Origin of the sequence: Stenotrophomonas sp. NA06056, from assembly GCF_013364355.1 — a bacterium.
In the GTDB taxonomy this organism is placed as follows: domain Bacteria; phylum Pseudomonadota; class Gammaproteobacteria; order Xanthomonadales; family Xanthomonadaceae; genus Stenotrophomonas.
In genome coordinates this window covers 2,404,249-2,423,425 of sequence record NZ_CP054931.1, presented here as the reverse complement: position 1 = coordinate 2,423,425, position 19,177 = coordinate 2,404,249, and the positions used below count along the sequence as shown (strand labels likewise).

The window sequence follows — 19,177 nt, the reverse complement described above, 5'->3', positions numbered from 1 at the left end:
CCTTCAGTTCCAGTTGTCGATCTTGATGTCGTGCGGGCTGGGCTGGCCGTGCCCGGTTTCCAGCAGGGCTTTCAGGCTCATCAGGAAGATGGCCCATTTGGTGCTGCAGTGGTGCATGAACTCCACGCGTTCCTTCCAGCCTTCATGAGTGAACAGCACGATGCAGTAGTCGCCGTCCTGGTGCAGGGCGAAGCGCGCGGTGGTGCCGATCCATTCCGGCGGGCCGTCGATGAATTCCCACAGCACCAGTTCGTTCGGCTGCAACTGCAGCAGCTTCATCTGCATCGCGCCGATTTCCTGGCCATTGGCGGTGAAGCGGGCGGTGACGGTGCCGCCGACATGGCGGTCGCCGGTGGTGTCTTCGGCCCACCAGGCGGCGATGCCTTCGGGGCTGGCCAGGGCTTGGTAGACCTGGGCCAATGGGGCGTTGATGCCGACTCTGTGTGCGATATCCACCATGATTGCGGCTCCACGGTGGACGGCGGGGTGCCGTCCGTGGGATGACAATAGGCAGGTAAATGCCTGCATGTCAACTCCGCCGCCGTGGAGCCTTGCCCGTGGTGATGTTGACAGGAAGTCAACCTACTAGTAGGTTGGTATCATGAGCGACGCACTTTCCCCCAAAGCCCTGGAAATCATCGCGCAGACGCGATCCCTGCTGGAAGCCGGTGGCTACAACGGTTTCAGCTATGCCGACGTGTCCGCGCGGGTGAACATCAGCAAGGCCAGCATCCACCACCATTTCCCCAGCAAGGCCGACCTGGTGCGCACGGTGGTGGAGCTGTACCGGGCGGAGGCACGCGAGGGCCTGGCGCTGCTTGACCGGCAGTTGGGCGATCCGTTGCAGGAGCTCAACGCCTACGTGGACTACTGGTCGACCTGCATTGCCGGTGGCACGGCGTCGTTTTGCATCTGCGCGATGCTGGCCGCCGAGATGCCGATGATTCCGCTGGAAGTTGCCGACGAAGTGCGCGGGCACTTCGAGGATCTGACCAGCTGGCTGACCGTGACGCTCGAAAAGGGTGTAGCCCGCGGCCAGCTGCGTCTGCAGGGCACGCCTGCGGACGAGGCGAAGGCCTTCATGGCGTCGGTGCATGGCGCCATGCTGGCTGCACGCGGTTTTGGTGATGCAGCGACGTTCGCGGCGCTGGCACGGTTGTCGATTGCCCGGGTGAGCGCGGCGGTCTGAGTGATTCCCGGAAGGCCTGCGCGAAGCGGGTCTTCTTTTTGTCCACCATGCCTACCTACTAGTAGGTTTATAACTCCAGCAGAGGTTGCCATGAGTCATCCGCTTTCTCCCCTGGGCGTCGTGCACACCGCGATCAGCCTGATTCCCATCGTCGCCGGCGTTTACGGATTCATCCGCCATCGCGCCATTGATCCCGCTACGCGCGCGGGCAAGCTGTATCTGCTGGGATTGGTGCTGTCGGTGGTGACGTCGTTCACCGTCTCCAGCACCGGGGGCCTCAACCCGGGCCATGCATTTGGTGTGGTGATCCTGCTGATTGCATTCGGTGGCGTGCTGGCAGCGCGGCTGCGGTTCCTTGGTCGGTTGGCGCCTTATCTGTCGACGTTCGCGCTCTCTTTCAGCTTCCTGCTGTCGTTGGTGCCGGGCGTGAATGAAACGCTGACGCGATTGCCGGTGGCGCATCCGATTGCGGCGGCACCGTTGGCGCCGGTGATCCTGCAGACGCTGCTGGGATGCGCGGTGGTGTTTGCGATCGGCTTCGTGGCGCAGTGCTGGCGGATACATGCACGGCAGCGGGTAGCATCAAGCCGTTGAGATTGTTCCTGTGCAGGCCTTCAGATTGGCGGTTTCCGTTGGCCTGTCCACAAGAGGGTTCATCTCCACAAGAGGGTTCATCCGCTTTGGCAACAAGGTCCAACTTGTCCGCCAATGCGTGGGTGATCAGTTGCCCTCCGCATGGGCACGTGCGGTGTGCAGCAGGCGAAGCACCCGCACCTGCGTGTCGACGATGTCGTATACAAGAATGTAATTGGAATGAAGCACCCATTCACGGGTGTTTGCTACCCGGCCATTCCTGCCGATGTTTGGATGCTCGCCGAGCCGGCGGGACTTTTGGCCGAACAACGTATCCAGCGCCAAGGCGGCAGCTGGATTATCCGCTTCGATGAATGCATAGATTAACTCGCGGTCCTCGATCGCCTGCGTTGTCCAGAGCAGTTCTTTCACCTCGATTTTTCGAGCCTGCGTTTGGTCGCCGCTCGGCGTGCGGCAAATCTGGCCTCAACCTCGGCTGCGGGTATCAGGTGTCCGGCATTTGCGGCCTCCAATCCGACCTGAACCTGCTCACGGATGCGGGCTTCCAGCTCGCTGTCCTCCTGTTGCTGCACAAAGGCGCGCATGAAATCACGCAGTAGTTGTGCACTGGTGCGGTCCCGGGCCTTTGCGGCGTTGCCGAAGGCTTCCTTCAGTGATTCGTCCACACGGAATGTGAAAGTTGCTTCGTTCACGGCGTTGTCTTCATGTGTTACATGGTATGTACACCGTAGCACGGCTGATCCTTTGGACAATGAATGGCAGCGGGGCGCGGCCGGCCGAGGACTTCTGCTCGAATCTGGATTGTTCAAACCCGAGGCTACAGTGCCTGCAGCCCTCCCGCGAGGCTGTAAGCGTCAAGCGCTTCCGGCCCTATCAACACCCCACCAGCCGGTCGGCGCTGACGCCACTGCGATGCTGGTTGCGGTATTCGATGGGGCTGGCGTCGACCATGCCGCGGAAGTGCCGACGGAACGATTCCTGCGAACCGAACCCCGCCTGTTCGGCCACCCATTGCAGTGGCCGGTCGGTGGTTTCCAGCAGTTCGCGTGCGTAGGCCACGCGCTCGCGGATGAGCCAGTCGATGGGCGACAGGCCGGTGGCTTCGAGGAACTGCCGCTGCAGGGTGCGTTGGCTCAGCGCGGCCTGTTCGGCGAGGCTGCCCAGCGAATGCGGTTCGCGTAGATTGCGCCGCATCCATTCCATCAGTTTCGCCAGCCGCGTGGGCTCGCCCAGCGGGATCGCGCGGCTGACGCGCTGGCTGCGTTCGGCATCACGCCACGGCGCCAGCACCAGCCGCTCCGCTACGAGGTTGGCCACGCGCGCACCGTAATCCTTGCGCACCATGTGCAGCATCATGTCCATGCCGGTGGCCGACCCGGCCGAGGTGATGATGCTGCCGGCGTCCACGTACAGGACGTCGTCGCGCACGTGGATGCGCGGGAACTCGCGGGCCAGGGTTTCGGTGAGCCGCCAGTGGGTGGTGGCCTGGCGGCCATCGAGCAGACCAGCCCAGGCGAGCACGAACGCGCCGGAGCAGATGGACGTGATGCGAGCGCCGCGCGCGTGGGCGCGGGTGAGGGCATCGAGCAGGGGTTGTGGCGGGCGCTCGCTGGGTTCGCGCCAACCGGGAATGACGATGATGTCGGCGTCGTCGACAGCGCTCAGATCGTAGGGCAGCTGTACCTGCGCGCTGCCGAGCATGCGCAGCGCACCGGGCTCGCCAGCGCAGAGCTGGGTGCGGTACCAGGCCACGCCCAGCTCGGGGCGGATGGGCGCGAACAGGCCGACCGCGCAGCCGAATTCGAACAGGCCCTGGCCGTGGCAGGCCACGATGGCGACGGTAGGCGCGTTCGGTTCGGCAGGCAGGGTGGGCATGGCTTGATGCTACCGACGAAGGTGCCTGCGCCAGCATCTCGTGGCGGCATGAGGTGATACCGGTGCGGCATATGGCCGGTGGCGGGTTTCCGTTGGCGCCGGGCGCGCGCGCGTTGCTGCGTAAGGTCATTACCAGCAGTCATGTGGATGGCGCGATGTGACGGTCACATGACGCGATATCCGCTGTTGCGCGTTGCGCGTGGGCCCTTGAATGGAGGCGTGTCTCCGGCCCACCCCCACGAGCCCCCATGCCTGCTGCCCATATTCCTGCGCTGTCCACGCTCTCCCTGCTGATTGCGGCCGCTCTTGCCGCCGCCCCGGCGCATGCGGCTGATGCCGATGCGCCGTCAGCGACCACGGCCACCTCTGCGAACCTCGCCGCGTCCACACTGGATGCAGTGGTGGTGACCGGCTCGCGTACCAGTACGCGCACGGTGAAGAACAGCTCGACACCGATCGACGTGATTTCCGCGGAAGACCTCGCGGCTACCGGCCAGGCCAACCTGCTGGAAGCGCTGCAGCGCAGCCTGCCGTCGCTGAGCCAGATTGGCGGCTACCAGAGCGACCAGGAAAGCCTGATCCGCGGCTACCAGCTGCGCAACCTGTCACCGGGTTACACGCTGGTGCTGGTGAACGGCAAGCGGCGAAATGCCAGTGCGTACGTCAGTGGCGCCAACGGCGGCGGCTATCCGGGCCATGCCTGGGCCGATCTGGCGCTGATTCCGGTATCGGCCATCGACCACGTGGAGGTGCTGCGTGATGGCGCGTCGGCCATCTACGGCTCGGACGCGATCACCGGGGTGATCAACGTGATCCTGAAATCGCAGGCGCACGGTGGCGATGTGTCGGTGGAGAGCGGGCAGAGCACCGACGGTGACGGCAGCCGCACCAGCGTGCGCGCCAACATCGGCCTGCCTTGGGGCGCCGATGGCTTCATCAACCTGTCCGGCGAGAGCACGCGCCAGCACCATGCGATCCGCACGCGACGCTACATCGATGGCTACCTGAGCTATCCGGCGGTGGATGCCAATGGCAACCTGGTGGCGCTGCGACCGAACAACCGGCTGCCGGCGGGGGCGTCGCCGAACCCGGCCGAGGCCGGACGCAATGCCGAGGCCAACATCATCCTCAGCTCACCCTCGTATGCGTTGAAGGCCTTCGCGGTGAACGTGGGCCATGGGCTGGGCGAGAACGCGCAGTTCTACGCCAATGCCACCGCCAGCGACCGCACTGCGCAGGCGATCCAGAACTTCCGGCTGCCGGCGACGATCTTCACTACGTACAAGGCGCCAGGCGTGCTGAGTGTCTTCCCCGATGGCTTCCTGCCGGTGCTGGAAACCAAGGAGAAGCAGTACACCGGCACGGCCGGTGTGAAGGGCCAGGTTGCGGGTTGGGATTACGACGTCAGCCTGACCGGCAACCGCAACACGGTGCGTACCTACACCCGCAATTCGGTGAACTATTCGCTGCCGTACCCCGGCTCGCCCACCGACTTCTACGACGGCAAGCTGGACTACCAGCAGGGCATCGCCAACCTCGATCTTCGTCGCAGCTTCGAGGTGGCGGCCTTCGCTTCGCCGCTGGAAGTAAGTGCCGGTGCCGAGTACCAGCACGAGCAGTACGAGCGCGGGGCAGGGCAGTGGGAGTCGTACACCGGCTTCGGTGCGGCCGCGTTCGTGGGCTATTCCACCGCCGATGCGGTGAAGGCCACCCGCAACAGCAAGGCGGTGTACGCCGGTGCGGCGACCAACATCACCTCGCGCTGGTACCTGGATGCGGCCGCGCGCTGGGAAGACCATTCCGACTTCGGCACGGTATCGACCGGTCGGCTGACCACGCGCTTCGACTTCACCGATGCGTTGGGTGTGCGCGCCACGGTCAGCAACGGCTTCCACGCGCCGAGCCTGGGGGCGCAGTTCTACCAGGCCACCGGCAGCTGCCCGTGCGGTACAACGCTGGTGGCGCAGGTCGCTTCGCCGGCAGCGGTGGCGCTGGGCGCTACGCCGCTGAAGCCGGAGAAGGCGACCAACTACAGCCTTGGCGTGACCTGGGACCCGAGCCCGGCCTTCCATCTGGCGGTGGATGCGTACCAGATCGACATCCGTGGCCAGCTCGGCCAGTCCAGCCAGATCGGCTACAACGCGCAGGACCCGGCGCGGGTGACCGACAACAGTGGCACCGTGCTGACCGCCGCACAGAAGAACACGATTGATGCGCTGCTGGGTACGGCCGGCATCAGCATCCTGCCCGGTGATGCGTTCTACGCCAGCTATTTCACCAACGTGGGTGACACCCGCACGCGCGGTGTGGAGCTGACCCTGGAAGCGAACCAGGAAACGCAGTGGGGCAAGCTGCGCTGGACCTACGCGGCAAACGTGGGCCGCACCACCATCCAGAAGGTGAGCGCGATTCCGCAGGCATTGCAGGGCCTGCCGAACATCAACCTGTTGACCAAGTCGAGCGAGTACGCGCTGCGCTTCCGCACGCCGTCGTACACGCAGGTGGCAGGGCTGGGCTGGCAGAACGGGCGCTGGCGCTCGAACGTGGACTTCACCTACTACGGCCCGATCAAGCGCCTGAACAATGGCGTGGAGTACAAGCAGCCGCCGGTGCTGGTGACCAACCTGTCCGGTGGGGTGGAACTGGGCGCAGGTTGGAGTGCGGCGCTGGGCATCAACAACGTGTTCGACAAGCGCACCCGCAAGGTGCCCGCATATGCACGCAGCGCCACCGACGTGGCCAGCATCGAGACCACCTGGGACAGCGGTGATGTGCTGAGCAACGTCGGCACGTTCTGGTACGGGCGCGTCAACTACCGGTTCTGAGGTTCATGCAACACGCAGCCGAGCGTGGCTCGGCGCTACATGGGAGCGTTTCATGTCATCTGCATTGAATGTGGTTGCGTTGATTGGTTCGCCGACGGCATCGGCCAACTCGCGCACGTTGCTGCTGGTGCGGCATCTGCTGGAAGAACTGCGCGAACGGGTGAACATCAGCGTGGAGCTGGTCGAGCTGGCGCCGATCGCGCGCTCGCTGGGGCAGGCGCTGCAGCGCAGTGAAGTGGAGCCGCAGGTGGAGCGCGCGCTGGCCACGATTGAATCGGCGCAGCTGCTGGTGGCGGCCACGCCGGTGTATCGCGGGTCCTATCCGGGCCTGTTCAAGCACCTGATCGACTTCATTGAACTGGATGCGCTGGTGGATACGCCGGTGCTGCTGGCCGCGACCGGTGGCAGCGAGCGCCACGCGCTGGTGATCGACCATCAGCTGCGGCCACTTTTCAGCTTCCTGCAGGCGCATACGTTGCCTATCGGGGTGTATGCCACGCCGGCTGATTTCGATGGTGACCGTATCAACAGTGCTGCTCTGCAGGCGCGCATCCAACTGGCGGCCGAGCGTGCAGCGGGACACATTGCACCCTTGGCGGCGGCGCTGCCGGCGCCGCTGCGCAGGATCGCCTAGGACGTGGCGGTGCAGCTGCGGCACCTGGCGTTCCTCACGCCCGGAAGCTATCTGCCGGAACAACCGCGTGCGGGCCTGGATGCGACGCTGGCGTTGATCGCGTTTGCCGAACAGCTGGGTTATGACGGTGCGTGGGTGCGCCACCGTCACCTGGAACCGGGTATCAGCTCGGCAGCGGTGTTCCTGGCGGCGGCCAGCCAGCACACCACGCGCATCGAGCTGGGCAGTGCGGTGATCCAGCTGGGCTATGAAACACCGTTCCGCCTGGCCGAGGATCTGTCCTTGCTGGACGCGCTGGCCGGTGGCCGGTTGCAGGTGGGCGTCAGTACCGGTGCGCCGCCGCACGGGGAACTGGTTGGGCCCTTGCTGTACGACAGCGACCCTGCGCACATCGACTTTTCCCATGGTCGGGTGGCGCGGTTGCTGGAAGCGCTGCGGGGTGAGCCGTTGGGTGACGCGGACGCCGAAGTCGGTAATGCCGCCACCCGCTATCGTCCGCGATTGCAGCCACACGCGCCCGGGCTGGTGGATCGGGTCTGGTATGGCGCTGGCTCTCTGCAGTCGGCGCGTTCGGCGGGTGAGCAGGGGCTGCATCTGCTGCTGGGCAACGTCAACCGCGCCGAGCTGAGTGATGACTTCTTTGGCGCCCAACTGCAGCACCTGCAGGCCTATCGCGCGGCACTGCCGGTGGACAGCCCGCGCCGCGTGGCGGTGGGGCGGGTGCTGGTGCCCACCGAGGGTGTGGATGCGGCCACGCGCCAGCGGATCGACGCCTTCAGTGCGCAGCGGCATGCGCGCACCCTGGCGCCCCAAGGGCCGCGACGCACGATGTTCGCCCCCGACGTGGTCGGCAGCACGGCGCAGATCATCGCGCGGTTGCAGGCCGATCCGCTGCTGCAGCACGTGGACGAGCTGCGGGTGGAACTGCCCTATGAGCTGCCCGAGCAGGACTACCGGCGCATCCTCACCACGGTGATCGAGGACATCGCGCCGGCACTGGGCTGGCGCGCGCCCGCGCAGGCGGCCTGACGCCGCGAGCGTCCATAACAGCCGGCAGTCTGCTTATTGCCAACCTGCATCTGCATGGCCGGATCCGACCGTGGATTGTCGAGTTCTGGCGCTGGCATCCGGCCGTCCTTCTCTAGCATCGATATCGAAGCGGCAGTGCATTGCCGGCCCCTACGAGGACGATTCCGTGGCTGTAGACGCAACCCACAAACCCATCCTGTTCCTGCTGGACCGCGAGTTCGAGGACGGCCAGCTGCCCGGACAACGCTTCTTCTGCCGGCACAGTCTGCTGCTGGAAGGGGCGCTGTCGAGCATCGACGGCCTGGACGCGCAGCTGGACGTGCGCCGCATCGGCTTCAGCCGGCCGCGCCGCGAGGTGATCGCCGAGATCGGCGAGCAGGACCAGTCGCTGCCGAAGCTGGTGCTGCCGCAGGGCGTGGTCAATGAACACGCCAGTGGTGAGTACCAGCAGCGCCAGTACATCTCCGGTGCCGAGCCGATCCTGGCGGCACTGAACGGCCTGCTGGGCATTCCCGTGGCCCATCCCTGAGCGAGGACGTGACGATGAGCTACCTCACCAGCGTGTTGGACAAGAGCCCGGTGGCCGACGGCAGCACGCCGGAACAGGCGCTGCGCAACAGCCTGCAGCTGGCGCAGCGCGCCGAGCAGCTGGGCTACCACCGTTACTGGTTTGCCGAGCACCACGCGGCGCCGACGTTGGCCAGCCCGGCACCGGAGGTGCTGGCGGCGTGGGTGCTGGCGCAGACCCGACGCATCCGCATCGGCAGTGGCGGGGTGATGCTGCGCCACTACGCGCCGTACAAGGTGGCCGAGAACTTCAATCTGCTGGCCGCATTGGCGCCGGGGCGCGTGGATCTGGGCGTGGGCAAGGCACCGGGCGGTCTGCCGGCATCGACTGCCGCATTGGCCGCCGGTCGTCCGGCATTCGCCAATTTCGACCAGCAGCTGCGCGACCTGGAAGGGTATCTGTCCAATACGCAGGCGGATGCGCAGGCGCGGCCGACTCCGCAGACGCTGGCGGAGCGCTTCCTGCTGGGCGCCAGCCCGCAGAGCGCGCGGCAGGCGGCCGAACTGGGCTGGCGCTTCGTGTATGCCGCGCACTTTGATGGTGACCCGAAGCACATCGAGGCCGCCTTCGGGGCGTATCGCGCGGTGTCCACGCATGCACCGCTGTTGGCAACCGTGGCCTTCGCCGCGCCCACCAGCGAGGCCGCTGCGCGTCATATCGGCGCGCTGCGGGTCTACAAGCTGCACCTGGGCCCCGGACAGACGGTGAACCTGCCCAGCCCCGAGGCCGCTGCCGAGTACGCACGGCAGGTGGGTGTGACCGATTTCCGCATCGAGGAGACACGCCCCAGCGTGTTGTCTGGCGATGCGCAGCACGTACGCAGCGAGCTGGATGCGCTGCACCGGCGCTTCGGCGTGGGTGAATTCATCCTCGACGCGCCGGTGGCCGACCTCGACGCACGCCTGACGTCCCTTGAACTGCTGTCGCCCGCACCCCGCGCGGCGGTGGCCTGACTGCTGGAGCGACCCCATGAGCACGACCCCCCGTCCCATCCCATTCGGCATCATGCTGCAGGGCCCCGGCAGCCACATGCATGCCTGGAAGCATCCGTCCAACGCGCCCGATGCCAGCGTCAACCTGGGCTATTACATCGACATCGCGCGAACCGCCGAGGACAACGGCATCGCCTTCGGCTTCGTCGCTGACGGCCTGTACATCAACGAGAAGTCGATCCCGCATTTCCTCAACCGCTTCGAGCCGATCTCGCTGCTGTCGGCACTGGCGACGGCAACCAAGAAGATCGGCCTGGCCGGCACGCTCTCCACCTCGTACAGCGATCCGTTCACCGTGGCCCGCCAGTTCGCCTCGCTGGACCTTCTCAGCGGTGGCCGTGCCGGTTGGAACGTGGTGACCTCGCCGCTGGAAGGATCGGGCCGCAACTATGGCCGCCCGCATCCGGAACACGCGCTGCGTTACCAGATTGCCGATGAGTACCTTGAAGTGGTGCAGGGCCTGTGGGACTCGTGGGATGACGATGCATTCGTGCGCGACCGCGACAGCGGCACGTTCTTCGCACCGGAAAAGTTCCGTCGCCTCGACCACAAAGGCCGCTTCTTCCAGGTGGAAGGTCCGCTCAACATCCAGCGCTCGCCGCAGGGGCAGCCGGTGATCTTCCAGGCTGGTTCGTCCGACGATGGCATTGCGCTGGCCGGAAAGTACGCCGATGCGGTGTTCACCCACGCGCCGTCGCTGGAGGAGACCCGTGCGTTCACCCAGAAGGTGAAGAACTCGGCGATCGTCCATGGCCGCAGCGCCGGTGACGTCAAGATCTTCCCGGGCATCGGCCCGATCGTTGGCCGTACCGCGGAAGAAGCCGAGGCCAAGTACCAGGCGATTGCCGCGCTGGCCGGGTTGGACGATGCACTGGCATATCTGGGACGCTTCTTCGACCACCACGACTTCAGCCAGTACGACCCGGATGCGCCGTTCCCGGAACTGGGCGATATCGGTGCCAATTCCTTCCGCTCCACCACCGACCGCATCAAGCAGGACGCGCGCGAGCAGGGCCTGAGCCTGCGCCAGGTGGCACTGCAGGCGGTGAGCCCGCGGCCGAACTTCATTGGTACGCCGGAGCATGTGGCCGATGAGCTGATCCGCTGGTTCGACGCCGGCGCCAGCGATGGCTTCATCCTCGGCTTCGCCGCGCAGCGCGAAGGCCTGGATGATTTCGTGACCTTGGTGCTGCCGCTGCTGGAAGCGCGTGGCTACCACCGCAGCGTGCTGGAAGGGCAGACCTTGCGCGACCACCTGGGCCTGCCGCGCAAGGCCAGCCGTTATGCGACCGACGCCGAGCCGGCGCTTAAGGTGGGATAAGGCGATGAGCGGAGATATTTCGGTAGCGCCGGGCCATGCCCGGCGGAATTCGCCAGCAACGGGCGTACTGCCCGAGATCGCAGCACGTGCCGACCAGGCCATCGCGATCCGCCATGACCTGCACCAGCACCCGGAACTGGCGTTCGAAGAACACCGAACCAGTGCCCGCGTGGCGGAACTGCTGCAGCAATGGGGCTACGCGGTCAGCACTGGTATCGGTGGCACCGGCGTGGTCGGTACGCTGCAGCGCGGGCAGGGCAGCCGCCGGTTGGGCCTGCGCGCCGACATCGACGCGCTGCCGATCCGTGAGGAATCCGGGCTGGCCTATGCCAGCCAGCGCGAAGGCCTGATGCACGCCTGCGGCCACGATGGCCATACCGCCATCCTGCTCTCGGCCGCCCACTACCTGGCCCATCACGGCCGTTTCGACGGCACGTTGCAGCTGGTATTCCAGCCGGCCGAGGAAACGGGATCGGGCGCTTCGAAGATGATCGCCGATGGCCTGTTCGAGCGCTTTCCGGTCGATGCCATCTATGGCCTGCACAACTGGCCGGGTGTGCCGGTGGGGCACTTCGGCTTCGTCGACGGACCGGCGATGGCCTCGGTGGACTGGGCGCGGCTGCGGGTGATCGGCAAGGGTGGCCACGGCGCCGAACCGCAGGGCAGCGTCGACCCGATCCTGGCGGCCGCACACATCATCACTGCGCTGCAGAGCGTGGTGTCGCGCAATGTTGACCCGCGGCAGATGGGCGTGGTGACGGTGGGTTCGATCCACGGTGGGCAGGCGGCCAATGTCATCCCCGATGTGGTCGAGCTGAAGCTGACCGTGCGTGCGTACCTGCCGGAGGTGCGCGATACGCTGCGGCGGCGGGTCACCGACGTTGCCGAACAGACCGCCGCCGCGTTTGGTGCGCGTGCCGAGATCGAATTCCCGCGCGGCTTCCCCAGCGTGATCAACCACCCCGAGCAGACGGCCTACATCCGCGAGGTGGCGGTGCAGGGGTTCGGCGCAGGGCAGGTGGTGGAGGCCTTCGCACCGCGTACCGCCAGCGAGGACTTCGCCTTCCTGCTGCAGGCGCGGCCGGGAAGTTTCGTATTCGTCGGCAACGGCGACAGCGCGCCGCTGCACAGCCCGCGCTATGTGTTCAACGATGCGGCCATCGCCCCCGCGGCCAGTCTATGGGCGCGCCTGGCCGAGCACTACCTGGTGGAGGACGTGGCATGAGCGTGCGATACGACAACGATCGCTTCCTGTACACCGCGGTGGATGACCCGTTGGCGCGTCCCTTGTTCGACGGCCTGGAACAGGAATACGACAACCGCTATGCGGACGTGCGCCGTCGGATTGGTGGCAGCGCCCGCGAAGAACTGCAGCGCTACCCGGCGGAAGCATTCGCGGCCCCGGTGGGTGCGTTCGTGCTGCTGCTGCGCGACGGCGTGGCAATCTCCGGCGGCGCGTTCATGCCGCATCGCGACGACGATACCGCCGAGTTCAAGCGCATCTGGACGCTGCCTGGCCTGCGCAGGCAGGGCATCGCCCGTCGCGTGCTGCAGGAACTGGAAGACCAGGCCGCGCGGCAAGGCTATCGGCGCGTGTTCCTGACCACCGGCTTCCGCCAGCCGGAGGCCGTCGGCCTGTACCTCAGCCACGGCTACACCGCGCTGTTCGATCTGGATGCGGATCCGGAAACCATCGCGCATCTTCCGTTCGAAAAGCATCTGGTACCGCAGCCGCAAGTGGGCGTCGCGCCCGACATCGCATTGCACGGAGCGGTGGCATGAGTACGCCTTCCACCGCCATCGAGGGCATTCCCCGCCAGCCGGCCACGGCGCTGAAGATCGTGCCGGCACGGCATCCACTGCAGGTGATCGGTACGGTGCTGGCACTGGCGCTGATCCTGATCGGGCTGCAGTCGGTGCTGGGCAACCCACGCTGGGGCTGGGGCACGTTCGCTGAATGGTTCTTCGCCCGCCCGGTACTGGAAGGGCTGGGGCGCACCCTGCTGCTGACCGCGCTTGGTACCGGCCTCGGTTTTGCGTTGGGCACGTTGCTGGCGCTGGCCCGCGTCTCCGGCTCACCGTTGCTGTCGGCGGTGTCGTGGGGTTACGTGTGGCTGTTCCGCTCGATTCCGCTGCTGGTGCTGTTGCTGTTGCTGAACAACCTGGGCTACCTGTACAGCACCATCGAACTGGGCGTGCCGTTCACCGGCATCAGCCTGTTCTCGTACCCGACCACGCAGTTGATCGGTGTGTTCACTGCGGCGGTACTCGGCCTCACCTTGAACCAGGCGGCGTTCTCGGCCGAGGTGATCCGTGGCGGCATCCTGTCGGTCGACCATGGCCAGTACGAAGCCGCCGCCGCGCTGGGCCTGCCACGCGGTCGGCAGGTACGCCGCATCATCCTGCCGCAGGCGATGCGTTCGATCCTGCCGGCTGCCTTCAACGATGTGATCGCCCTGGCCAAGAGCACCTCGGTGGTCTACGTGCTGGCGCTGCCGGAGCTGTTCTATACGGTGCAGGTGATCTACCGGCGCAACCTGGAGGTGGTGCCGCTGCTGATGGTGGCCACGGTCTGGTACCTGGTGATCCTGACGGTGCTGTCGCTGCTGCAACGGCGGGTGGAGCAGCGTTTCGCGCGCGGCCAGCTGCAGCATGAGCGCAGCGTGTCGCGGGTACCGTCGACGTCACCGCGCCCGGTGGTCCCGGCCATTGCACGCGTGCCCAGCCGCGCGACCTTTGCCGTTCCGATCGAGGCGGGCACGGGCGCGGCGGTTTCCCTGCAGGGCGTGGGCAAGACCTTCGGCGAGCAGTCCGTGCTGGATGACGTGCACCTGGAACTGAAGGCGGGCAGCGTGACCGTGCTGATCGGCCCGTCCGGTGCCGGCAAGTCCACGCTGCTGCGGCTGATCAATCATCTTGAACGCGCTGACAGTGGCTTCGTCACCGTGGGCGGGCAACTGATCGGCTACCGTCGCGACGGCGACACGCTGTACGAGCTGCCGGAGGGCGAGATCCGCCGCCGTCGCGCGGAAGTCGGCATGGTGTTCCAGGGCTTCAACCTGTTCCCGCACATGACCGCGCTGGAGAACATCATCGAAGCACCCATCGCCGTGCGCGGTGTCTCGCGTGCACAGGCTGAGCAGCAGGCGCGCACGCTGCTGGAGCGGGTGGGGTTGGCCGACAAGGCCGATGCCTTCCCGCGCCAGCTGTCCGGCGGCCAGCAGCAGCGCGTGGCCATTGCCCGCGCGCTGGCGTTGCAGCCGAAGGTGCTGCTGTTCGACGAGCCGACCTCGGCGCTGGACCCGGAGCTGGTGTCGGAGGTGCTGAGCGTGATCGAGGAGCTGGCCAGCTCCGGCACCACGCTGGTGATCGTCACCCACGAACTGGGCTTCGCCCGCCGCGTGGCCGACCACGTAGTGATGATGGACCAGGGCCGGGTGATCGAGCAGGGCACGCCGGAGGCGCTGTTCGAGCGCCCGCGCCAGCAACGCACAGCCGATTTCCTTGCCACCCGCCTGTAACCCCTTTCGAGAAACCCCCATGAGCCCAGCATCGCAGCGACGTCCCACGCGCAGCACCCTGTTGATCGTCGGTGTGCTGGTCATCGGCATCGCCGGCATCGTCTACGCACGTGTGCGCCAGGCCCCCGACGGCGTACCCATTGCGGCGACATCGCTGGCAGCCAGCAACGCGGAGCTGCTGAAGGGTACGCCCGATCCGAAGGCACAGGCGCTGATTCCGGCCGGCTACCGTTTCGTCACCCCGGGCGCCTTCACCATCGCCACCCATCCCGGCCAGCTGCCGTTGGCCGACTACGGTGCCGACAGCAAGGAAGTGGTGGGCGTGGAGCCCGATATCGCACGATTGATCGCCGATGGCCTCGGCCTGAAGCTGGTGGTGGTGCCGGTGGCCTGGGCCGACTGGCCGCTGGGGCTGGAATCGGGCAAGTACGATGCGGTGCTGTCGAACGTGACGGTCACTGAAGAGCGCAAGAAGAAGTTCGACTTCTCCAGCTACCGTTTCGACCTGCTGGGCATCTATACCCGCACCGACGGGCCGATCCAGAAGATCGCCACGCCCGCCGACGTGGCCGGGCTGAAAGTGGTGGTGGGCGCCAGCACCAACCAGGACCAGATCCTGCGCCAATGGGACAAGCAGAACATCGCCGCAGGCCTGAAACCGGTGGAGTACCAGTACTTCGATGACGCGGTGATCGGGCGGCTGGCGGTGATCACCGGTCGCGCGGATGTGTCGTTCGAGCCGAATGCCACCGGCGCCTATTCGGCACGCGATGGCAAGGTACGCCGGGTAGGCCTGTTCCCGGGCGGCTGGCCCGATGCGGCAGCGATCTCGGTGACCACCCGCAAGGGCAGCGGTCTGGCCGACGCGGTGACCCAGGCGCTGAACACCCAGATCAGCAGCGGTACCTACGCCAAGGTGCTGGCGCGCTGGAACGTGGCCGAAGAAGCGGTGCCGCGATCGCAGACCAATCCGCCGGGGTTGCCGGGGTTTTGATGCAGGCGTGCCAACCAACGGTTGGCACCCACCGGAATGCGAGGCGGGGCGGGCCGACCAAGGTCGGCCTCTACCGGGGTCAGGACTGCCACTCGATGTGTTCCGGACGGGCGCCTGCATTGCCGTGAAAGAAACTGATCGCAGCAAAGCACGCTTCGACGTCGATGCACCATGCCAGCGGATAGCCATCCACCTGGCCGTTGTCGAGCCGGAAATAGGCGTTGCCGGCGCGATGTTCGTTTCCGCAGGAATGGAAGCCGCCGTCGCCCGGCTCGCGTAGGTACATCAGCCACGCGTGCTCCGCATTGCGCAGCATGCACAGCGTTGGCCCATCGGGCACCGATGCCCACAGCTCGAACTGGGGCATGGATGCGGCCAGCGCCAGTGCGCTGGCCAGCTGTTCGTCGGTAGTGGCGGCAACCGGGCCGCCATTGAGTAGAAGTTCGATCACTTCGGTTCCTGCAGGGGCGTCACTGCCAGCGTGCCTCAAGCATACGGAACGGGCCATCGAGCAGCACCCCGTCCTTGTCGAAGTTCTGTACCGATCGCCCATCGACGCGCACGTCCTTCGGCAGGGTGCGGCTCGGCCACCACACACGTACCGGCGTGCCCTTGCGCAGCCCCTTGCCGAGCGAGACCTGCAGCGTTCCATCTTGCTGGCGCGCCTGCATCTGCAGGGTGCCATAGGCAGTGGGCAGGCGGTCTACGGACAGGCCTTCACCGGCCACCCAGGAAGGCGGCGTGCCCGGCAGCAGCGATAGCGCATCGTCGTCTTCGCGCATCAGCATGCCGAACAGGGTGCGGCCGTACTCGGCGCCGATCCAGGTGTGCGGCATGTCGCCCAGATAGCGCGGGAAGCGCAACCGCGAATGCACGACTTCGGCCAGCACCTGCCACTCCAGCGGCCTGCGATCGTGCAGCAGGCCCTGCAGCAGTTCGTCGGCTGCTTCGGGCTGGCCCAGATGCACGTAGCTCAGCACGTTGCGGATTTCATACGGCGTGTAGGCATACAGCGCACCGGGCTGGTTGCGCTTGCGCACATCGTCCAGGTAGCGGGCGAAGGTGGTGCGCAGGGCCTCGGCGGGCAGAACGCTCTGCGCGCCGGTCGGGTCCAGTGCGATCGACACACCGGTCGGGTCGCCGTCGCCAAGGTCGGCCGATGACGGAATGAAGTCGATGCCTTTCCATGCCATGGTCGCGCGGATCGACGCATGCAGTGCGTCGTACAGCGCCTTGTATTGCTCGCGCGCCCACTTCGCGGTTTCGTGGTCGCCGAGCGATTCGGCCAGCCACGCGCCGTCATGCCAGCCCTTCAGGCCCCAGTAGTCGTCCCAGTAGCTGTGGGTGGGCGAGGGGTAGCCCTCGTGGCTGATCGACGGTGCAAGAATGCCGGCGAAGCGCTCTGGCGACGGCTGGTCGGCCATGTAGCCAAGCACCAGCGTGCGTTCGCGCAGTTCCTGCAGGAAGCGCAGCGCGGCCTTCACCTTGGGCAGATAGGCGCGCACGCTTTCCGGCCCGCCATCCAGCCGTGCAACGTCGGCCACCAGGGTGACGTACTGGCCCTGGCTGTCGTACTCGATGTCCGAGCCGAAGCCGGTGTTGACGCTGCCATCGTCGTTGAGGATGGGCGACACCAGGCCGTTGCCGTGCACGCCATGTTCGCTGTACCAGGCCAGGTAGTCGCGCGCGACCTTGGCTTCGCCCATGCGCAGCAGCACGGCCGAGGTGGCCATGCCGTCGCGGATGAAGGAGCGGTTGTAGTTGCGTGGGCCGGGCTGCATCGCCGGGCCGGTCTGGTTGATCAGCATGTACGCGGCCTGCGCGCGCAGCATGTCCACCAGCGACGGGTCGGGCAGGCGCAGGCCGACCTGGCCCAGGCGTGCCTGCCAGTCGGCGGAGGCGCGGCCGGCCAGCGTGTCGAAGGCCTTGTCGCCGTCGCGCGACAGCGAGGCGAGGTCGAGGGCCGGTGCTTGCGGCAGTACGCCGTTGGCATCGGCGGTGGCGGTGCCAAGTGGGAAGGCCACCACCACCGCATCGCTGGCACCGGGTGCCAGGCTGACGCGATAGCTCAGCGCCGCGGCTGCCAGCCCTGCGGCATCACTTGCCTGTTGTGCGGCAGGCAGTTGCCCGCTGGCGATGGCCGACGTGATCTCGGTGTCGCCTTCGTTGCCGAAGGGCGCGGTGCCGGCGGCATCCACCGCAGTGAGTGACTGCAGCAGCGTGCGGCCATTGACGCGCACGGCGTTGCCTTCGACGGCCACCTCGCGGATCGGCGACAGCCCGCCGTTCTGCCACGGCGGGTTCATCTGCATCGGTCGCACCGCGAGGATCAGCGTGCCTTCGATCGCCGTGCTGCCGGTATTGCGCAGGCGATGGCGCACGAAGGTGACCGGCTGCCCGTCGCGCTCGATGGCGAAGGCTTCGCTGCGCAGTTCCAGCCCCGGTTGCGGCGACCAGGTGGCCGATGGCATCGGCTTCCAGCCATCGCGAAGGGCATGCTGCACCGGTTGTTCGGCGGCACCCGCCGCGCGGCCATCGGCACTGCGCCAGATCGGCTGCACCAGCGGCGCGCCCTTGTAGGCCTCGATGTTGCCGTATTCGTCGAAGATCGATTTCTGCCGGCCGGCATGCACACCCACCGCGGTCCAGTAGGTCTGCTGCATGTGCAGCGACGCGGGGAACAGGGCGCGCTGCGCGCCGCTGGCGGCGATCTGGTAGCGCTTCATCGGCGTCATCACCGCCTTCGGGCCGAGCAGGCGCAGGCGTTTGACCTGCGGTGCATCGCCTTCCACGGTCAACCGCAGTGCCTGCAGCTCGAGTGGCGCGTCGGCCGCCAGCCAGCTCTGCTGCCGGGTCGCCGCCTGCGCATCGCGTGCCAGGTCGTGCCAGCGGCCTTGCGCATCCTGTGCCTGCAGGCGTGCAGCGCCGTGCACGTTGGCCCAGTCCACCGCCAGCCCGGTGCTCGGCTGCGCACGCGGCAGGGTGATGTCGAGCGTGTGCATGCCGCCCTTGCCAGCAGGGATGGCCACCGTGCCGCCGCCCTGCCACAGCGCAGCGGACTGGGCGGCATCCAGCCCGGCTACCCGTGCAGTGAGCGCGGTGTCGAGCGGCTCCATTTCGAAGATGGAGACGCCCCAGTCGGACGTGCGCTGCGGGCTGGCCAGACGCAGGTAGCGGGCCTGGCGCGGCGCGAAGTACAGCGTCTCGATGCCGCCCAGAGAATCGGCCATGACGTAGGCGGTCTGCCACTGCTTGCCGTCGAGCGAGGTCTGCAGCGAATAGCCTTCGGGATTGGAGACATCCCACGTGAGGCGGGCACCGGCCAGCATCGCCGGTTTGCCGAGATCGATCTGGAACCAGTGACCGGGACTGAACGCACCGCCGGTCACTGTCTTCGGATCGTTGTCGATCAGGTGGCTGATCGCCATCGCTGGAACCTGCTGCGATGACGCGCTGGCCTGCCATTGCGCACGCGGTGGCAGGTTCTGGGCGCTGGCGGTGGACGCCATTCCGAGGGTCAGCAGCAGGGCCAAGGCAAGGCGCCGGTTCGGCGGGCAGGGTGCGGTCCAGCGGTCAGCGCACAACGTCATTGCGAAGGCCTCACATCAGCAGGGCCCGGGAACGGGCGGGCCTAC

At 66.7% G+C, this 19,177-nt stretch carries 18 protein-coding genes; 12 read left to right on the top strand and 6 right to left on the bottom strand.

Going from position 1 to position 19,177, the window contains the following annotated elements; all coding sequences use genetic code 11:
• Nucleotides 1-3: 3 nt before the first annotated feature.
• Nucleotides 4-459 (bottom strand): SRPBCC domain-containing protein, encoded by a 456-nt coding sequence (locus HUT07_RS10735; RefSeq protein WP_176020944.1) that lies wholly within the window; start codon nt 457-459, stop codon nt 4-6.
• A 142-nt stretch (nt 460-601) separates the two neighbouring features.
• On the opposite strand from HUT07_RS10735, the gene HUT07_RS10730 reads away from it, so the two are divergent.
• On the top strand, nt 602-1,189 hold the full coding sequence (locus HUT07_RS10730; protein ID WP_176020943.1) for a TetR/AcrR family transcriptional regulator: 588 nt from the start codon (nt 602-604) through the stop codon (nt 1,187-1,189).
• Between the two features lie 90 nt (nt 1,190-1,279).
• On the top strand, nt 1,280-1,783 hold the full coding sequence (locus HUT07_RS10725; protein ID WP_176020942.1) for a hypothetical protein: 504 nt from the start codon (nt 1,280-1,282) through the stop codon (nt 1,781-1,783).
• A gap of 126 nt (nt 1,784-1,909) precedes the next feature.
• Here the strand turns inward: HUT07_RS10725 and HUT07_RS10720 are convergent, their stop codons facing one another.
• The 3 genes from HUT07_RS10720 to ftrA form a co-directional block, all read right to left on the bottom strand.
• Nucleotides 1,910-2,194: a type II toxin-antitoxin system RelE/ParE family toxin gene (locus HUT07_RS10720; protein ID WP_176020941.1), complete on the bottom strand. Its 285-nt coding sequence runs from the start codon at nt 2,192-2,194 to the stop codon at nt 1,910-1,912.
• Nucleotides 2,191-2,475: a hypothetical protein gene (locus HUT07_RS10715; protein ID WP_176020940.1), complete on the bottom strand. Its 285-nt coding sequence runs from the start codon at nt 2,473-2,475 to the stop codon at nt 2,191-2,193. The genes HUT07_RS10720 and HUT07_RS10715 overlap by 4 nt, the downstream gene beginning before the upstream one ends.
• 181 nt (nt 2,476-2,656) lie before the next feature.
• Nucleotides 2,657-3,658, bottom strand: coding sequence for a transcriptional regulator FtrA (ftrA, locus tag HUT07_RS10710; RefSeq protein ID WP_176020939.1), 1,002 nt, complete (start codon nt 3,656-3,658; stop codon nt 2,657-2,659).
• A 248-nt stretch (nt 3,659-3,906) separates the two neighbouring features.
• On the opposite strand from ftrA, the gene HUT07_RS10705 reads away from it, so the two are divergent.
• The 10 genes from HUT07_RS10705 to HUT07_RS10660 all read left to right on the top strand — a co-directional run bounded on the left by HUT07_RS10705 (nt 3,907) and on the right by HUT07_RS10660 (nt 15,542).
• On the top strand, nt 3,907-6,483 hold the full coding sequence (locus HUT07_RS10705) for a TonB-dependent receptor (protein ID WP_176020938.1): 2,577 nt from the start codon (nt 3,907-3,909) through the stop codon (nt 6,481-6,483).
• A gap of 52 nt (nt 6,484-6,535) precedes the next feature.
• Nucleotides 6,536-7,117 (top strand): FMN reductase, encoded by a 582-nt coding sequence (gene msuE / locus HUT07_RS10700; protein ID WP_176020937.1) that lies wholly within the window; start codon nt 6,536-6,538, stop codon nt 7,115-7,117.
• A 3-nt stretch (nt 7,118-7,120) separates the two neighbouring features.
• Nucleotides 7,121-8,146, top strand: a complete 1,026-nt coding sequence (locus HUT07_RS10695; RefSeq protein ID WP_217706640.1) for an LLM class flavin-dependent oxidoreductase — start codon at nt 7,121-7,123, stop codon at nt 8,144-8,146.
• A 166-nt stretch (nt 8,147-8,312) separates the two neighbouring features.
• A complete protein-coding gene (locus HUT07_RS10690; protein WP_089240600.1) occupies nt 8,313-8,675 on the top strand; it encodes a DUF3088 family protein in 363 nt (120 codons plus the stop codon).
• A 14-nt stretch (nt 8,676-8,689) separates the two neighbouring features.
• A complete protein-coding gene (locus tag HUT07_RS10685) occupies nt 8,690-9,667 on the top strand; it encodes an MsnO8 family LLM class oxidoreductase (RefSeq protein WP_176020936.1) in 978 nt (325 codons plus the stop codon).
• Nucleotides 9,668-9,683: 16 nt separating this feature from the next.
• The gene (locus HUT07_RS10680; RefSeq protein WP_176020935.1) at nt 9,684-11,027 is read left to right on the top strand and encodes an LLM class flavin-dependent oxidoreductase; all 1,344 of its coding nucleotides are present in this window, start codon (nt 9,684-9,686) and stop codon (nt 11,025-11,027) included.
• Between the two features lie 4 nt (nt 11,028-11,031).
• On the top strand, nt 11,032-12,252 hold the full coding sequence (locus HUT07_RS10675; RefSeq protein ID WP_176020934.1) for a M20 aminoacylase family protein: 1,221 nt from the start codon (nt 11,032-11,034) through the stop codon (nt 12,250-12,252).
• The gene (locus tag HUT07_RS10670; protein WP_176020933.1) at nt 12,249-12,809 is read left to right on the top strand and encodes a GNAT family N-acetyltransferase; all 561 of its coding nucleotides are present in this window, start codon (nt 12,249-12,251) and stop codon (nt 12,807-12,809) included. The genes HUT07_RS10675 and HUT07_RS10670 overlap by 4 nt, the downstream gene beginning before the upstream one ends.
• A complete protein-coding gene (locus HUT07_RS20495; RefSeq protein WP_176020932.1) occupies nt 12,806-14,548 on the top strand; it encodes an amino acid ABC transporter permease/ATP-binding protein in 1,743 nt (580 codons plus the stop codon). The genes HUT07_RS10670 and HUT07_RS20495 overlap by 4 nt, the downstream gene beginning before the upstream one ends.
• Nucleotides 14,549-14,567: 19 nt before the next feature.
• Nucleotides 14,568-15,542, top strand: coding sequence for an ABC transporter substrate-binding protein (locus HUT07_RS10660; protein ID WP_176020931.1), 975 nt, complete (start codon nt 14,568-14,570; stop codon nt 15,540-15,542).
• A gap of 79 nt (nt 15,543-15,621) precedes the next feature.
• On the opposite strand, the gene HUT07_RS10655 is transcribed toward HUT07_RS10660, so the two are convergent.
• Nucleotides 15,622-15,993 carry an Imm1 family immunity protein gene (locus tag HUT07_RS10655; RefSeq protein ID WP_176020930.1) on the bottom strand — a complete coding sequence of 124 codons (372 nt, stop codon included), beginning with the start codon at nt 15,991-15,993 and terminating at the stop codon, nt 15,622-15,624.
• 19 nt (nt 15,994-16,012) lie between these two features.
• Complete coding sequence (locus HUT07_RS10650) at nt 16,013-19,051, bottom strand: discoidin domain-containing protein (protein ID WP_254898930.1); 3,039 nt, start codon at nt 19,049-19,051, stop codon at nt 16,013-16,015.
• Nucleotides 19,052-19,177 lie beyond the last annotated feature (126 nt).